Source organism: Phormidium sp. FACHB-592, assembly GCF_014695795.1.
Classification (GTDB): domain Bacteria; phylum Cyanobacteriota; class Cyanobacteriia; order Leptolyngbyales; family Leptolyngbyaceae; genus Stenomitos.
This window is the reverse complement of sequence record NZ_JACJOZ010000103.1, coordinates 370890-388076: the sequence shown is the minus strand read 5'-3', so window position 1 is coordinate 388076 and position 17187 is coordinate 370890. Positions and strand designations below refer to the sequence as shown.

Annotated in this window: 14 protein-coding genes; 4 read left to right on the top strand and 10 right to left on the bottom strand. The window is 51.3% G+C overall.

All coding sequences use genetic code 11. The annotated features are described in order from the left end of the window. Positions 1–15 precede the first annotated feature (15 nt). Entirely contained in the window at positions 16–765 is a 750-nt protein-coding gene (uppS, locus tag H6F86_RS28475) for a polyprenyl diphosphate synthase (protein WP_190453949.1), read from the top strand. 17 nt (positions 766–782) lie between these two features. On the opposite strand, the gene arfB is transcribed toward uppS, so the two are convergent. Beyond that, positions 783–1196, bottom strand: a complete 414-nt coding sequence (gene arfB, locus H6F86_RS28470) for an alternative ribosome rescue aminoacyl-tRNA hydrolase ArfB (protein WP_190453943.1) — start codon at positions 1194–1196, stop codon at positions 783–785. A 242-nt stretch (positions 1197–1438) separates the two neighbouring features. On the opposite strand from arfB, the gene H6F86_RS28465 reads away from it, so the two are divergent. Continuing rightward, complete coding sequence (locus H6F86_RS28465; RefSeq protein WP_190453940.1) at positions 1439–2128, top strand: ATP-dependent Zn protease; 690 nt, start codon at positions 1439–1441, stop codon at positions 2126–2128. Between the two features lie 176 nt (positions 2129–2304). On the opposite strand, the gene H6F86_RS28460 is transcribed toward H6F86_RS28465, so the two are convergent. The 5 genes from H6F86_RS28460 to H6F86_RS28440 form a co-directional block, all read right to left on the bottom strand. Then, positions 2305–3240: an alpha/beta hydrolase gene (locus H6F86_RS28460; protein ID WP_190453936.1), complete on the bottom strand. Its 936-nt coding sequence runs from the start codon at positions 3238–3240 to the stop codon at positions 2305–2307. 96 nt (positions 3241–3336) lie between these two features. Beyond that, complete coding sequence (lexA, locus tag H6F86_RS28455) at positions 3337–3972, bottom strand: transcriptional repressor LexA (protein ID WP_190453934.1); 636 nt, start codon at positions 3970–3972, stop codon at positions 3337–3339. A 164-nt stretch (positions 3973–4136) separates the two neighbouring features. After that, complete coding sequence (locus H6F86_RS28450) at positions 4137–7157, bottom strand: CHAT domain-containing protein (protein WP_190453930.1); 3021 nt, start codon at positions 7155–7157, stop codon at positions 4137–4139. A gap of 784 nt (positions 7158–7941) precedes the next feature. Further along, the gene (locus H6F86_RS28445) at positions 7942–8172 is read right to left on the bottom strand and encodes a hypothetical protein (protein WP_347241276.1); all 231 of its coding nucleotides are present in this window, start codon (positions 8170–8172) and stop codon (positions 7942–7944) included. After that, positions 8169–9953: a S8 family peptidase gene (locus tag H6F86_RS28440; RefSeq protein WP_190453927.1), complete on the bottom strand. Its 1785-nt coding sequence runs from the start codon at positions 9951–9953 to the stop codon at positions 8169–8171. The genes H6F86_RS28445 and H6F86_RS28440 overlap by 4 nt, the downstream gene beginning before the upstream one ends. A gap of 294 nt (positions 9954–10247) precedes the next feature. Here H6F86_RS28440 and H6F86_RS28435 point away from each other — a divergent pair, with 294 nt between their 5' ends. Both H6F86_RS28435 and H6F86_RS28430 read left to right on the top strand, forming a co-directional pair. After that, positions 10248–10661 carry a hypothetical protein gene (locus H6F86_RS28435; protein ID WP_190453924.1) on the top strand — a complete coding sequence of 138 codons (414 nt, stop codon included), beginning with the start codon at positions 10248–10250 and terminating at the stop codon, positions 10659–10661. A gap of 139 nt (positions 10662–10800) precedes the next feature. After that, positions 10801–13176, top strand: a complete 2376-nt coding sequence (locus H6F86_RS28430) for a hypothetical protein (protein ID WP_190453921.1) — start codon at positions 10801–10803, stop codon at positions 13174–13176. A 49-nt stretch (positions 13177–13225) separates the two neighbouring features. Here the strand turns inward: H6F86_RS28430 and H6F86_RS28425 are convergent, their stop codons facing one another. The 4 genes from H6F86_RS28425 to fmt all read right to left on the bottom strand — a co-directional run bounded on the left by H6F86_RS28425 (position 13226) and on the right by fmt (position 17183). Continuing rightward, positions 13226–13780, bottom strand: coding sequence for a hypothetical protein (locus tag H6F86_RS28425; RefSeq protein ID WP_242033722.1), 555 nt, complete (start codon positions 13778–13780; stop codon positions 13226–13228). Between the two features lie 64 nt (positions 13781–13844). Then, complete coding sequence (locus H6F86_RS28420) at positions 13845–14552, bottom strand: hypothetical protein (protein WP_190453918.1); 708 nt, start codon at positions 14550–14552, stop codon at positions 13845–13847. Positions 14553–14709: 157 nt separating this feature from the next. Then, positions 14710–15759: a fatty acid desaturase gene (locus H6F86_RS28415; protein ID WP_190453915.1), complete on the bottom strand. Its 1050-nt coding sequence runs from the start codon at positions 15757–15759 to the stop codon at positions 14710–14712. Between the two features lie 422 nt (positions 15760–16181). Continuing rightward, positions 16182–17183 carry a methionyl-tRNA formyltransferase gene (gene fmt, locus H6F86_RS28410; RefSeq protein WP_190453912.1) on the bottom strand — a complete coding sequence of 334 codons (1002 nt, stop codon included), beginning with the start codon at positions 17181–17183 and terminating at the stop codon, positions 16182–16184. Between the last annotated feature and the right edge of the window lie 4 nt (positions 17184–17187).

Sequence of the window (17187 nt, the reverse complement as noted above, 5' to 3'; positions counted from 1 at the left end):
CTGTTGGGAGAGACTATGACCGTAAAGCCAACTGTTTTGCAAGAGTTGCCTGTTGACCTTGAGCGCGAACGGCTGCCAAGACACGTTGCTGTCATTATGGACGGCAATGGACGCTGGGCAAAGCGTCGTGGTCAGCCGAGAATTATGGGACATCGGCGTGGTGTCGATGTGTTAAAGGATCTCCTCCGCTGCTGCCGTGATTGGGGCATTCAGGCGCTAACGGCGTACGCATTCTCGACCGAAAACTGGGGGCGACCCTCAGAAGAAGTTGAGTTTTTGATGACGCTGTTTGAGCGGGTGTTGCGCCGAGAACTGCGGGAGATGGTGCAGGAAAATGTGCAGATCCGCTTTGTCGGCAATTTACAAGCACTGCCCCAGTCGCTTCAGGAAGAAATTGCTCGCTCGGTTGAGGCAACGCAGCATAACCAGAGCATCCGGTTTACAGTGGCGACAAACTACGGTGGACGGCAGGAAATTCTTCAGGCGTGTCGTGCGATCGCTACTCAAGTGCAGCAAGGGCTGCTTCAGCCTGAGCAAATTGATGAAGCCATTTTTGAACGCCATCTTTATACCACTGGCATCTGTGATCCTGACCTATTAATTCGCACAAGTGGCGAGATGCGGTTGAGTAATTTCCTGCTTTGGCAGATGGCATACGCAGAGCTGTATGTGACGGATACGCTATGGCCCGATTTCGATCGCGCTGCGTTTCACCAAGCCTTGACTGCTTATCAGCAACGCGATCGACGCTTTGGTAAGGTTTAGCGGCTCTACGACAGCTATTAGTCTACAACCTTACCTCGCGCTGCCTTGATTTGACTCCGCTTGCTTTTGCTATCGAGCCGTTTCTGCTGGGAACTGCGCGTTGGTTTACTGGGTCTACGTCGTTTCGGCACGATCGCCACGCTTTTAACCAATTCTTGCAAGCGCTTTAGTGCTTCCTCGCGGTTTTGTTCCTGGCTACGATGTTCCTGCGCTTTAATGACAATCACACCATCTTTTGTCAACCGCTGATCGGTCAACTGCAACAGCCGCTCCTTGTAGCGATCGGGCAGTGAAGAAGCTCCAACGTCGAAGCGCAGATGAATGGCGGTTGCCACTTTATTGACGTTTTGTCCACCTGCACCTTGAGCGCGAATGGCACTTAGTTCAATCTCGTGTGCTGGAATGAACACCGTCTGAGAAATTTGTAGCATACGATCTATAGCGTTTTTGTGGCGCAGTCGGGACGCAAGATGAAGACGCGCCGCTACTCTACTATCCCTTACCTAAGAGGCTAACAGCAACTTGCCGTTGGTTACGTGTAGGTACTAACTACGCCTAAGCTTTGCTGATATCCTGCTAAGCATTTTTTTGCTTCTTAGACGCAGTGAGCGATCGCCATCACCGATTCATTGCTAGGCTAGAAAGCAGTCATAAATATTAACAACTTGCTTTAATGAATCAACTTTCGCTTAACTTAGTAGCGATCGGCATCTTTACAATCACGATGACGAGCTTACTAGGACCTTTAGTCAATTTATCGCCGTTGGTACCCACGATCGCCACTGCTGGAGTGTTAGGGCTAGCAACGCTCGACACCTTAAGCTGGCGAGGGCAAGGTTCAACACTGCTGCTCGACTGGCTGGCTGGTTTTTCAGCAGGACATCGCGATCGCGTGATTCGTCATGAAGCAGGGCATTTCCTGGTTGCCCATCAGTTAGGTATCCCTACCACTGGCTACACGCTGAATGCATGGGATGCCCTAAGGCAGGGTTATCCCGGTCAAGGCGGCGTGCGGTTTGACTCTACTGAGTTAGAAGCTGCCATGCAGAAAGGGGAGCTATCTGGGCAGCTACTCGATCGCTACTGCACAATCTGGATGGCAGGCATCGCGGCTGAAAAATTAATTTACGGCAATGTTGAAGGTGGCGCAGACGATCGCCAAAAGCTGAAAGGCTTACTCGCGCAACTGGGCTTGCCGCCTACTGAACGAGAACAGAAGGAACGCTGGTCGCTCCTTCGCGCTAAAACTCTGCTGGAGGCGCAGATCTCTGCTTATGAAGCACTGATGACAGCGATGACACAAGGCGCATCAGTCGAGGTCTGCAATGAGGCGATCGCACAGCACTTGCTACAAGCCGCTTAAGAAGATGAAGGGAGAGGGCTAGAAGGGCAGAGGGCAGAAGCGGGGATGTGAAAGAGCCAAACAAGAGCCAAACAACCTTAAGCTTCAACTTGAAACTCAAAACTTTCTAGCGCAAAGCTGTTGGCATCTAAAGAAAGCGGAGCGTGTCTAAGGGACTCAGCGGCGCAAAGCGCTACTCAGAACTTATCTGCTTCTGCTACCCCCCTGCCCTCTTCGTACCCCTCTAGTTCTTGTAGAAACTGACGCAATAGCCCAATGATGATCGCAGGTTGCTCCAGATGTGCTAGTACACCTGAATCAGCTAAGCGTAAAAATGCCTTCACCGCAGACGGGTTCAAGTTTGCCAGCCGTTGACCTAAAGCAGCGCTGGTAAACTGCGTCTGTTCACCCCACAAAATAACGGTCGGTGTAGAAAGCTGGGGCAAGTAGCGGGCAAGGTCAAAGTAGAGGTCGCCCCGCAAAAAAGCCAGTGCTGCGTATTGAGCATTCGGCTGCCGGGCAGATTCTAGATAGGCTTGAACCATTTCTTGAGAGACGCAGTCAGCTTCGGCAAACAAAAAACGCTCCAAGAAACTGCGCACGGAAATATCAGTTGTTGCACCCAGTGTGTAGATGAGCTGGTCGAGTAGTGGTGTGTTAATGACTTGCAGTGGTAACCGTCGACCAGCATCTTGCCCAAAATCGGCAAAGCCTGATGGTGAGATGAGAAACAAGGCCTTCACTAAGGTCGGTTGCAGAATGGCAAGACGAATGGCGATCGCGCCTGTGAGAGAAGACGCAACGATCGTCACTGGCGCGGTACAGGTTTTCTGGATAAATTCTGTCAGCGTCGTGAGATAATCTGCCACCTGATAATCTCTTACAGGGTGATCTGACTGTCCCCACCCCAGCAAATCGGGAGTTAAGACGCGATGTGAGTCCAAAAAGGTAGGATACACCTTCGACCATTCATAAGCTGATGCGCCTCCACCAAAGCTATGCAGAAAAAGTAGCGGCGGTGCTTCGAGTGATGGGATTGACCACGGCTGACCTACAGGTGTGTAGTAGACCATTGCCCCTAGCGAAGTCTCGACTACTCGTTGACCGATTCCAGATGGATGAAATTGCAGCATTATTAGTAGCGTTTAGCTTCAGCGGTCAGCCTTCAGTTTATCTAAGCTATAGCGCCAAAAGCCACGCTGCTTGCTATTGGTTTAAGGAAGCGATCGCTAGACCAAACCCCTCAGCAAACCGACATAAACGCCTTGAATGTCTACCTCTTCGGTACTGGTATCAATGACGGTTGGCTTATAGTTGGGGTTAGCAGGCTGAAGCGTAATTTGCTGCCCTCGACGATAGAGGTATTTCAGCGTCGTCGCACCATTTTGTCGAGCCGCGACGATCGTGCCATTGCGAATCGCACGGGGATTGGACTCGCGCCGCATAACAACCAGATCGCCGTGATCAATCAAGGCACCAATCATGCTGTCACCCTGTACTAGCAGCGCAAAATGCTGAGAACGCTCATGCTGGGAAAGATGTGCCAACTTCGGCAGGCAGGACAACTCTAGATGCTGCACGTCCTGATCCGCAAAGTTTTCGACCAGACTATGAGCTGCGATCGTGCCTACCAATGGAATCCCATCACTGGGCCGCAGAATTTTGAGAGAGCGAGATTTTCGAGGGGCGTGGCTGATGAGCCGCTTTGTCGTTAACGTTTCGATATGCAGCTGCACGGATGCGAGCGATCGATAGCCCAACCCTTTCTGAATTTCACGATAGGTTGGCGACATACCATGTTGAGCTGTAAAGTCTTCAATCCAGGTGAAAACCCGCTGCTGTGGCTGTGTGAGTAACGATTGCATAAGGCGACGAAGAGCGTTTGTACTACTTTACATCGTTGCGCCCTTGCTTACATCGGTATGCTAATAATCTTCCTCTGCCAGCCTTGTCAGAAAGTAAGCTGGAGTATATTCCTTGCAGTTGGAGACGGAGCGAGTTGGTGTGGCGGATGCCTTAGCTTGTTGGCTTACTTAAGGGCAAGGGTCGATCGCCAGTCTTTAATAGCTGTCTCAGACCACAGCCAGTTTTTGGCGAGTTCTTCTGGCTGAAAGCTAACTGGATCATCAGCAAGGACGGTTTGGCGGAGCTTGATCGCCTCGTTTTGCAGGTTAGCTTGTTGGCTAGGTGGCTGATTAGCAGCAGATTTTGCCGCCACTAGAGCGAGTCCAGCGTAAGCCGTGAGAGTGTGTGATGCTGACGATGAGCTTACCTGTTTTGCTGCAGGTTGATTGCTCTGTTGCTCCTTTGACTTCAGCGCTTGCATCCATGTGCGACTAGCACGATCGAGCTTGCCTTCGGTGTAGTAGGCAAAGCCCAGAGCATTCTGATATTCCGCAATCGGTTTTTGCTTAACGGCAGTCTCCCAATACCGCCGCGCATCATCAAGGCTATAGTCTTTGTTGCCTACATTAACCGACTGCCACGCAAGGCGACCCATCAGAAAGTTAAGAGTAGGGTTGCCTGCCTCTTGGCTTAGGGCAGGGGTGAGGACGGCCGCTGCCTGGGTCAATGCGCCTCGATCGAGCAGGGTTTCGATCGCTGCCTCAGCATCAGCAAAATTCCCCTTATTAAGGTGTTCTGTTGCCAGAGCCGTCACGACGCTGGTACTAACGCGCTGCAAATCGCCAGTGCTCTTAACCGTATTAAAGGCAGCTTCGGGGAGTTGGATTGAGGGTGTCGGCAACCAGCGATCGCGCAAGAACCAGCCGCCCAGCGCCAGTGCAGCCAAGATGCCAGCACCGAACCACAGCAACGTCCGATAAGGCGACACCTTACGTTGAGCAATGACGGCACCAGTATGACCTGCTAACAACTTGCTTCTGGAGTGATCGAAGGCTTTTTGTTCTGTGGTATGTTGTTGGTCGAAGAGTGAACCTTCCAGCAGTGGCTTTGCAGGACCAACATTGCCTTGCCGGAGGAGCGCAATTTCGAGGTTGCGTCTGGCAGTGGTCAAGTTAGGATCAAGCTGAATGGCATGGTCATACGATCGTATGGCTTCGCTGAGATTGCCCTGCTGCGAGAGCGCCAACCCTAACTGATTGTGAATTTCAGCCAGAGCAGGATTAATACTTAATGCCTGATGATACGCCGCGATCGCCTCTGCGACATACCCTTGCTGGTTAAGCGCCATGCCCAGACGATAGTAAGCATTGGCATCATGAGGGTTGTCTTGCACAGCTTGATGGCAGGTCGCGATCGCCTCCGTCAGCTTCCCTGTTTCTGCCAGCATCCTTGCCAACTCTGAGTAGACTTCGACCCCACTAGCATCGGCTGCCGTGGTTGTAAGTGCCCCTCCATTCTGTACTGGTATCTCAGGGCTATCTGCCGTTTCTGCGGCTGCTTCCAACGAGCCTAGCTCTTTGGGGTGGTCAGGCAGAATGAGATAATCGTCGGTGTTGAAAGTGTATTCGGCTTCGGGCAACAGATTTTCTGAAGCGGAGGCTGGCAGGAGGTGATCGTCCTCAACTGCATCGGTTGTCGCACCATACGAAAGCTGATGCACCAGATGAGCCACTGATTCCAGATCGTTGTGGTACTCCGGATCATCAAATTCTAGTTCTAGATCCTCCAAATCCATCGCGTCATCATCAAATGCCTCATCCGGTAAATCATACCGTTCTCGATTTGGCACGGTGGCTAGAACAGGGGGTGGTAGCGCTACCGCTGGTTCTTCCGACGTAGAAAGGGTTAGCTCGGCTTGGGGGACAGTTGGCTGGCTCGCTCGATCGCCACGCTCGTCGATCGCCAGTTCGCTAATCGACTGTGCGCCATTCAACGCTCCGCCCCGAGCATCCAGCGACTGAAGATTGCCATCAAACTCTGGATGAAGATAGAGAATTGGCAGCGCCCAGTAAAGCTGCTTGGAGCTGTAGGAAGAAATCAGTCCTTGGCGAGCGCGATTCAGACTGAGATCAACGGGGTAAACCTGCTTCAGATTGCGATAGAACAAGCGGCTCAGATTCAGCGCTACATCATCTGGAATGCGTTCTGCCATTGCCAGCACTGCCGGGATGCCGCGTCTGACCAGCGCCTCTGCTAGATTGCCATCGCCAACATCACTGATTACCTCAGTTGTTGCCGTGTAGACACCCCGGCAGGAGTTGAAAACCGCCATCCGAATGCCGTTGTTGACTAGCAGCCCTGCCAGATCGTCGCCGCTTAAGGTTTCAGTCAACCCCGTTTTGCGGCTCACCAGATAGAGCTTGCCGCCAGCGGTGCCTAGATTGCTGTGTCCCGCGTAGTGCAGTACATGATAATGGTTGTGTTCCAGAGCTTGTGTTAGCTGTTCGCGATCGGGCTGCTCCAAAATAGTTAGCTGCACGTCTGAGTAACGGCTGCTGCCATTCCGATTGCCGTTTTGACCAGTAGTTTGTAGCTCTTCTTGAAGATGCAGCGCCTCTTGCTTAAGCGCCAGCATTTCCTGATCGGTCGGTGCGGCTAGCACCATAAGAATTTTGAGCGGTTGGTGGGCATCGATCGCGGCGGTCGTTTGAAACTGCGCCAGCGATGCCATTGTTGCAAAACTGGAGTGATAGCGGGAGAAGACAACATCTGTTCCCGTCGCGATCGGGCGATTGCCTGCATATAGCACCTCCCACGGCAAACGCGGCAGGCGTGTGTCTTTTAGCCCCAACCGTAAGCGCAGCACTTCCTGACGATGCTGGGCAATGCCCTGTGCTGTCATCCAGCTATCACGAATTGTTCCTTGAAACAACGCGCTGTGAAGCTGTTGCCCCAGCGCAACCAAATTGCCCTGTGCCTCGGTTTGCTCAGACGGTACGGCATCAGGAAATGAGTGGAATGTATCGCCACGCAGCAGCCCTTGCAGCGGGTCATTCATCAACACACTTGCCTGAGCCAGCCATTCATCTACAGGCCATGTAACTTGTTCTTCTGCCAATGGCACACCAGGCGCTACCTTTTCTGTCCGTACAAGGTAGTCGTCTTCCCCTATCGGAGTCACAGAAATATGAAATTCCTGGGTCACAGTTATTCTCCAAGAAGACTATAGATGCATTTCCCTGCTTATCGCAGACCCGATCGCGCAGGTCTAATCTTTATAATCAACGATCGTACGTAAGAATCAGGGAAAAACGATTGTGATCTTGATCATGCTCACTCACACTTAGATTGCCCTAAAGAGCCAGATATAACGCTGTTAACTCACGTTTTATCAAAAAACACTGTGTCAAAACTGGCTTGATAGCTTTTAGCTCTAGGTAGGAGATCAGAGGTTTCGGTAAATGCACTGAGTAAGAAGCTTCAGCTTTGTTAATTCTTGTTGATCATGGCACGGGCTACTAATGAAGACGTGCGTCAAGATGAAAAGTTACCGAAACTTCAAATAGCCTTCAGCATTCTTCAAGTTTCCAACATTCCTCAAGCGTTAGCATGAACTTACTTCGATCGCTGGCAGGGTTGAATGCGATCGCAATCAGAAGTTTGCTTCATTCAAGTTAAATAATTCTTCGTAACGTCACCGTTACCTTAAGCCGACAACTTCATTCTAGAGAGTCAGAGCGCAAGCGTGGATGGGTAAGGCGATGAATTCCTTCGGTAAGGTTCGCAGCCGCTAAAACGAACTGTAGCGTTTAGTTGTTCTCCGAGCTTCTAAGCACATAAAGCGATGGCAACGCTCGATCTTGGACAGCCATGATTAAGCTAGTCGTGACTCATCCACACCAAAAAACGAGCCAGACCGGGACAAGGCTAGATCTTTTGAACCTGAACCAAGTCCCAATCTGACTCATCGCTTGCAACAATTCAGTTACTTAATCAACAAGCTCAAATTGTTTAACTTCGAGAACAGGACCAATCATCGCGATCGTCATCACATCTTTGCGGATTTGACCTTCGATTTTGACGGCTAGCCCTGCTTTTTGTAGCTCTTTCGGCGCTTTATGCAGTTCGTAGGTCTCGCCACTATTGCTGACTAGTGCCCAGGTGCCAGGACCCAGACCCTTGCGCTCGATTTTCCCTTCTACTTTAATGCTGTCACTCACGTTGATTGCACTCCTGGTTTAAGGACAAGACGCGCCAGTGCTAAACACAGCAAGGCGTTGACGATCAGAAAGCCACGAGCGATCGTGCCATCGCCTAACCACATCATCGATGGTGACATTACAGCACTCACGCCAAGGCAAGCTGCAACGCCGATTGTGGTGCCAATGGCAAACCACTTCCACTGTGCATGCCCTAAGAGCAGCGCAATCAACGCTAACGGAATGAGCACACTGGCAAAGATTGGGTTTAGCGCACTGGTTCCCTGTACAGCACCGCCCCACTCTGGAATCGAGCTACCCAGAAGCCGGAAGGGAAACTGAGGCGCATCAAAGAGGTAAAAGCCTTTCAGGAAGAACAGACCAGAACTGCCTGCGACCAATCCTGTGGAGAGCGTCCACCCCCAGGCAAAGGGGAAGTAATTCCGCAAGAACCATGCTAGCAGGTAGGAGCCAAGCACCATTGCCAGTTTGGGCCACAAAGCAATCACGCCACCATCAATCCAGAAGCGCGGATTGAGATAACCGTTATCGCGCAGCCAGCGGAAGAAATCACGGAAGGTAATTTGCCCACGGGCTGCTAATTTCACTGCTGCTGCCGCATCCAGCTTGCCTGCACCGTAATGGTTCAGATCATCATCTTTGACCTGCAATGCTGATTGCTTTAGCACGTCTTCAATAGCATCTGGCTCTTTAACACCTGCTGCTTTAACCAGCGCTGCCACTCCTGCAACGTGAGGCGCTGCCATACTGGTGCCTTGATAAGATTCAAATACCGATTCGCCAGTCTCAGGGTTGATCGTGTTTTGTAAGATGCCGCCAGTGGGGTCTTCGCCTTCCTTCGCGCCACCAGGAGCCGACAGGTCAACACCTGCACCAAAGTTGGAGTAGGGCGCTTTTGTACCAGTTGGACCCAGTGCAGAGACGCCAATGACGTGAGGATACCGAGCAGGGTAAGACGCTGAATTATCGCCAGCATTACCTGCTGCTGCAACGATGACAACTCCTTTCTCATGGGCGTAGTCGATCGCCTCTTGCATTAACTGGCTCTCGCCACCACCGCCCAGGCTCATGTTAATGACATCTGCGCCATTGTCTGCTGCAAAGCGAATTGATTCTGCAATATCTGCTACTGTGCCGCCACCGCCTGCTGACAGCACTTTGAGCGGCATGAGGTTTGCCTTATAGGCAATGCCCGCTACGCCAAACTCATTATTGGTCGATTGGGCGATTGTGCCTGCAACGTGGGTGCCATGACCATTGTCATCGTTGGCATCTGCCTGATCATTTACAAAGTCGTAGCCTTTGACAAACTTGGTTTCGTTTAGATCGGGAACTTGGCTGATGCCCGTGTCGATCACTGCGACTGTCATGCCCTCGCCTTGGGTATCATCCCAGGCAGATTCAACGTTGATACTCCGCATGTTCCATTGCTTGCCGTAGTCAGGGTCGTTCGGCGGAGTGAACGTACTGTAAACGTAGTCAGGCTCAATAAATTCTGTATACTTCTTGAGCTCAGATTTTTTCAGCGCCTTTAGTAAGGCGCGATCGCCCTTCACGATAAAAATGTGATCTTGAAAAGAGAAGGCGCTGTTTAACCGGGGTGTAACGTTATACTTTTGAGCGATTGTCTGTACCTGACTCTCGATCTGTGCCGCGCCAATATCTTCACGAAAATCTAGAATTAGCGAGTCGTAAGTGCCTTGCGCCGCTAGTCCGCTAAAGTTAGAAAGCGCCCAGCCTAGCCCAATCAGGAACAACCCCAGCAGCAAAAGTTTTCTCATAACGTCCCGTAACGGTCAAGATTTGACTACCACCATAGCTTAAGCTCAGGTTGAATGTAGAGTGCTGAATGTTGCAGATGGTTAAGAAAGGCAAAAGGTAAAAGAAGAAGGCAGAAGAAGGTGAGTATAAAGACAAAATTGACAAGGAGTTAGTCATTAGTAGTTAGTAGTCAGAACTAATTCAAAACTCTTTAGCACAGCAGCGCAAAGTGCTGCCCCTGCTGCCCTTGCCTCCTCTGCTTACCCATCTCCTTATCCCCCCCTCCTTGCCCATCTCCTCACTCCTTACCCTTTATGGAACGCGGTCTTTTCTGGCTCCCCCTACTTGTACTCTTCTTCTGGCTTGCCTGGGCAGGTTGGAATGAGTACCAAAAGTTGGAGGCGTACAAAACCTGGGCAGAACCATTTGAGCGAGCAAAGTACGACATTTACGCCGTGTTGGGGCAAAAGGGACGTGAACTGACCTGGGGCTTGCCGACTCGCAAGGGACCAGTAAATTTGGAAACGGTTTCGCTTGATGGTGTACAGTCGATTCGCTTACTGGTGAACGAGAAAGCAGTGGCGTTAGATGCTGCACCGACCAAAGGACGAGCGGTTCTAGAACTAGCGTGTGCTGATCGCCCTCAGCCCGTTCGTATTCCCTTCACCGAACCACCGCTAGCTGCAAAGTGGGGACACTATTTGCAAGAGAATCTGCAAGCGCAATAGGAATCTAAGCAGTCAGCAGTCAGCTTCAACCCTTCTCCTTCTCTCAAAGATTGCGTGACGCTACTGGTAATCCCGGTTACAGTAATGTACGTCATCTACCAGCATTGTTTCAGGCTGTTTTGGCAGAGGCTGTTTTGGCATGACCATGAACCCACGCGATCGCGCCCTTAAGCACCCCAAAACAGGCAAAAGCTTTAAGCCAGTGCCTCCTGTAGTGCCGCAGGTTGTGCCACCCTCGAAACAGAAGCGCTTGAGACGTGCGTTGCCTGGGATGTCTTCCTGGTCAGCGCTCGTTATCATTGTGCTGGCTGCGGGTGGGCTTGCAAGCGCGGGTTGGCTCGGAGGTCAGCTCATTGTCGATCCGCAGACGCTTTTGTGGGTCAATCGCTTTCTGCCAGATTGGATTCCGATTCCCGTAACGGGGTTAAAGCCGCCTCAGACGATGGAGGCAATTCAGAAAGAGCTTACCCAGGCAGGACGCATGCTTGGCGAACCGATCCAGTTGGGTAAGAACATTAGCTTTCTTGACCACAAAACGACTGTTTCTGACGTGCTACTGCCTGTGCTGGCGCGGCGATCGAACTGTCAGAGTAACTGCGAACAAATTGTGCAACTGCGGGTATACCAGACTATACCTGGAACGCAGCGTGAGCAAACCTTTCAGTTGTTAGAGCAGCAGGCGATCGTGGGACCGGATGAAACGTTCGTGCTAACACCGCTGATCAATACTGGTGATGAGAATCAAGGTTCGACGCGCTCATTGCCGCTGATGACGTTGAATCGGTTTGAGGGTAAGGTGCCAACTCAGGGCATTTGGTTAAATCTGAGCGGGCGTTGGCTGCGGGGCGATAGCACGATCGCCTATGGACAAGTGCTGCACTACAACCCCAGTCGGTTTCATCTGCATCAAATGCTGGAATGGAGCAGTCCTGTAGGGCAAGAACCCGTTTGGCAAGAAATGTTTGGTGGCGGTTCGCCGGAGTTGGTTCTTGATCAAACGGTGGGTATGGAGCCTCAGTTTCAAATCTATCAGGTTAAACCGCGCAACTTTTTACCCAGCCCGCTTCAGCTAGAGTCACTTTCTTTACTAGAGCCAGCGATCGACGATCATGCTTACGAACAGGGCTTAGTGCTGGCTCGCAGTGGGCTATGGTCTACTGGCTTACAGTGGTTAGAATCGGTACGTAGTAAAAGAGGTCGATGGTCAGACGCTGCACAAGCACAACAAAAGCTAATACAACTGCACGCGCAGGCAACGCAGACGCAAGCGAATAAATCCTGGGCAAGCCCTGGTCAGCAGGTGCTAGCGAATCTGGTTGATGGGCGTTGGCGGCGAGCGTTAACGGTTTTTACTGCCAATGCTGAAAACAGCTTGGAAACTGCCGCCGTGCTTAAAGCCGATTCTGGGCGTTTGCAAAATCGAGTTGATGCGACACTACGCGTCAGCCCAGCGCAAGCCGAGGCAAGAAGTTGGGGCGCGTTGCTTATTGCCGCACAACAGGGGAGTAATGCCGCGATCGCCTGGTTAAAAAAACAGCCAAAAATGACCAGCCAGGAGAGAAGCCGCATCACAGCTCTCATCCAGCGCCTGGAGCCATCAGCAGTTGAAGACACGGCAGCAATAACTTTTTCACCAGGGCAAATTGTGGGTGTGGCAGAAACCTTGACCAAGATCAATGCCGCTACCTGGTTGAAGCCAAAGCAAGCAGAGGCACTCAAGCTAGGTGAACAGCAAGTATGGTATCGGGTGCAAGTAGCAGGCTTTCAAGATGGTAAGCGCTGGCGTTTGGCTGATGCTGGATTAGAACTGCCAGCCAATACGCCTGTTGATCGCCTGTGGAAATTGCTGGGTCTTGCGGCTGATCCGCCCTTATCGATCGTCGTTTGGTTGCCCGATGGGGAGCAGCAAGTAGTGTCTGCCAGCATCAAAGCCGTTCGAGTGAATGATGGCAAGCTAGAGCTATTAGCGGCTGGAGATCCTGCTCCAGCCATTGCCAAAGCAGGTAATACAACACATCAACCGCTAGCATTTACAGATTCAGCGCTGCAATGGCAAACCCCAGAGACAATGCCACTGGCTGACCTGGTGCAGCAACAGCCAGAATGGGCGGTAAACATTATGCCTATTCTGGTACGCGAACTAAAGCGCACAGGGCTACTAGCCTCTGGAACTGCATCAACTTGGGATGCGCTGGAGCCGCTAGGTTTTGGCACGCTCCCAGTGCAGCTAGCGACACTAACTGGGGGCAAACTGCCTGACATTATACTCACCGTTGAGCCTGAAGCCCTGACTGATTCAACCGAACGTAAAGCGCCTAAGCAACGAGTTAGACCCCGAACCCTTATTTTCTCAGCTACAGGCAAATTGTTGTATAGCGAAAGCTCTAGCGAAGCAGACCTAACCTATTTGGCAATCGCTAGCCTGGGCAGCAGTGGCGACAGCGCGATCGTCGCTAGCGGGACCAGCAACTATAGCCTGTTGCGCTGGTCTGCTAAACGTCAACGCTTTGAGTAAAAGGCTTAGGGCTGAAGGCTAAAAGCTAGAAATAACTTTTGGCTTGCCATCACCGTCTACCCAATGCTTCACGCAACCTGACTTTGTAGGTGATGTAAAAAGGCACCTGGTAATGTTCAGTTAGCAACCAGGCTACAAACGTCAAGTGAGCGCCAAAGGTCAGACCAATCCAAACAGAGGGGAACCATGCCCAGGTGCTACCTTGTAGCGGTGGAAAGGTATGGGAAGGTAGCCAAATAAGCGCCGGTGGTAGCAACACAAGCGCCACACCAACTAGCCAGATAACAATGGTGAGATCCGTATCTAGTTGATTCGCCGCTTTCCAGTTATGCCCGTTCCAGCGCCACGTCATGGGCTGGGAGCTGTCTTCTACGTGAATCGACTGCTCTGACAAATTTGCAGTAAAAATATGGCGGCAGAAATCGCACGCAAAGGCATCCATTAAGGTCAACGCTGTAATCTGCCCGTGGCGGCAAACGGGGCAAATGTAGGTTTCCTGATAATTCAGGCTGCGTCGATCAAGTGCCCGTTGCAGTTCTCGGTTAGAGAATGCTGCTAATTTACCACCATCGGCTGCATTGCGTTGGTTACTCAGTCCTGGCATCAGAGCGCTCCATGATAGGGGCATTAACCTGTTCCCCTTCACTTGAGTTTAGATCACCAGCCCATTACTTGCTGGCAAGACGATCGCTGCCGCTACCAATCGCTCGCGTAATCTCCACACCGTTCTGTTGCAAAACTACGATTGGATCAGAGCCAGCACTTGCTACAATCCGCTTCACTAAGACCTGTCCGTTTGCTAGATAGCTGCCTGGATTTACATAGCGACTGGTTTGAGCCTCTGGCTCTTTAACAATCACACTCCATTTGCTGCCAACTTTAACGACACCGCTGATCTCAATGGTATCTGCAAGCGAAGTAGGAGAGACGGGTACTGATGGTAACGATGGTAACGATGTCGGCGGTAATGAGGTTCCGTTAAGAGGCACTGTTGCAAGCGGCGGCGTCTTGAACGTTGGTAGCCTATTTTGAGTCGGTGCAGGTAACGGGCTAGGTAACGCGACCGCTGGCTTGTTGGTAGAGATAAGTTTGATGGGCGCAGTGGCGATCGCAGCAAACGGATCAGTCCGCCCTGTAACGATCGTTGGTACGCGCATACGGGCATTTGTCGGCGTAATTAAGCCCGGTACCGAAGGCACTGGAATCACCGCCATTGGGCTGACCACAGGCTTCGGAAAATTTTGCGATTTGTTAGCAGACAGCGACACCACACCATCAACCGGTGACGGTGGCGTTGCTTGCTCGCTTTTAGGAGCACTAGAGCAAGCCGCTAACAGCAGCACAGAACCCAAACTGATTAGCGATCGTGCGCGCATTCCTGATTCTTCCTCTCGCTAAGACTATGAATCAGGATAACGCCACTCAGCAAGAATGATTCACCTTGTTTGAAGAAAAATTCTTGGGAAGTCAAAAAAAAGGAGTTTTGAGTCAGAATTGACTCAAAACTCCTCAAGAACTCAAAGCTTTTAGCCTTTAGCCTTTTAACTGATGGTGTGCCTTAAACGACTGGTAGCACTCCTCAGCATGATACAAGTGACACTGATCGGTAATCGTCTTCATCAGTGACCAGGAAAACCGAGATTCGTAAAGATGCGCACCCCAATTTGCTCGCAGGCTTTCGTGTGCCATGCGAAGGTTGTACGACGGAATCGCGGTAGAAAGATGATGGGGAACATGGACGTTGATTTGATGGCACAGCCATTCGACTCCTAAGGGGTAGTCACAGTGAACGGTTCCAGCAAGCTGTGCTTTCGCTGCGTGCCACTGTTCAGGTTCCTGAAAATCAATGTCAGGGGCAGTGTGGTGTACCAGCGTAAAGGTGCTCATCCAGAAATGGTAGACAAGCCAGGGCATCAACCAAAATTTGACCAGACCGACAAAGCCAAGCGTAGCGATTAACAACGGAAATGCGATCGCTGCAAACCCAACAACAACGGCAACCGAAAGCTTGATTTTATTGCGATCTTTCGCTTCGACTCTGGATGGGTCGAAGTGCATGATAGCCCAGTGAACGATCGAAGCCAGCCACCAAAGCCGTCCGCGCATTCCTTGATAGGCTTGTTGGATCAGCTTGGGCATCCCGTCATACAGTTCGGGGCGAAACGGCTGCCATGCATTATCCACATCCATCTTGTTTGTGTGGTTGTGGTGTAAGTTATGCAAAAGGCGCCAGCTATGAAACGGATAAATCAGCGGCAGCATGAAGATGTGTCCCACCAAGTCGTTCACCCAACGCCGCTTGGCAAATGATCGATGTCCGCAGTCATGAGCAATCACAAAAAAGCCCGTCAGCGCTGTGCCAGTAAACAACCAGGCAAGCGGCAGCAAAAACCAGGGCGCGATCGCGATACTTGCGTAACCTAAACCAACCATCAGCACATTAACAATTACAGCCGTCCAAGCTTTCTTCATGTCTTTCTGAAAGCATTCTTTCGGCAAAGTCTTGAGAATGTCCTTCAGGCGTAGGGCAGGGCTCAGGGTGGCGGCTGTAAGGCTTTTGGGGCGTACGATCGATACAGTCATGAATAACTTCTTTTTTCCAGATGTAGGTTGTTGAGCAAAAAGGCATGAAAAAACCTGCTACAGACCAGCAGTAAGCAGGCAACGCGTCGTTACGAATGTTGTAGCAGACAACACAAAAGGTAGAAGGGGACGATCACAGTCTGCATCTAGCGACAGTATGATTTAGTAACAAACCTCAACATTTATATCATACCCGCCGCTTAGTATGCCCGCTCCCGCTTTTAGCAAATAACCGATGATCTCTCTACTACTTTCATCATTATTTACATGATTAGTAGCTAGAGCAGCCTTCGTAACTGTAGCTTGCTTCTCATGCGGTAGCTAAAGGCTAACAGCCCTAATACCAGAAATCAGACCTTCTGACTGTCCTTCCAACCTTTACTAAACATCCCTTAGCTTTCATCCCTCATTCCTTATCCCCTTCACCCTCCTTTCCCGAACACCTCTCCAACTTCTAACCGAGTACCGTTGGCAAAGTCCCAGCCAGACTGAGGGCGCTTGCCAGTTAACTGCACGGTTCGCAGCAGCAAGACACCATCACCCGTTTGGACGATCGCGCCTTCTCCTTTAAGAATGCCGACCACTTCACCAGGTTGCGCTGCTTCCGAAGGGTTTGACCAGGCTTGGGCGATCGCACTCAATTGTGAGGGCAGTTGTATCCCAAAGGTTTCACTAAGGGGCGCGGTTGCGACGATTTTGATGGCTTTATCGCGAAAGGTGGCGCTACAGGAAGGGAAAAAGCCTCGAATTTGGTTATGAAGGGCGATCGCACTACGTGACCAGTCCAGCCAATAGTTATCTTTTTTGATCAGCGGTGCGTAGGTTGCCTGAGACTCATCCTGTGTCATGGGCTGAATTGCTCGCTGATCAAGCTGAAGCAGGGTTTCTGGAAGCAGATCTGCGCCAATGTGTGCCAACCGTGCTGCCAGATCTTCAAAGTTGTCTAGCAGTGCGATCGGTGTGCGGGCTTCTAGCAGCATGGGTCCTGTATCCATGCCAGCGTCCATGAGCATGGTTGTGATGCCAGTCTCTGCTTCACCGTGGTACAAACTCCATTGAATGGGAGCGGCACCGCGATACCGTGGCAGTATTGAGCCGTGAGCATTGACGCAGCCAAGACGAGGCAGGTCGAGAATCGCCTGAGAGAGAATCTGTCCATAAGCAACGACGACAAACGCATCTGCCTGGGTGTTTTTCAGATAATCTAAGGTCGCCTCATCTTTTTTGACACTTTTAGGCTGATACAGCGGCAGATTGTGTGATTGGGCGATCGCCTTTACTGGTGATGGGATCAGTTGACTGCCTCGCCCTCGTCGTTTGTCCGGCTGAGTCACGACTGCCAGCACGTTAAAAGCTGGATGAGACAGCAAGCGTTCCAAGCTGGGAACGGCAAAGTCAGGCGTGCCGAAGAAGATGATGTTCATATCG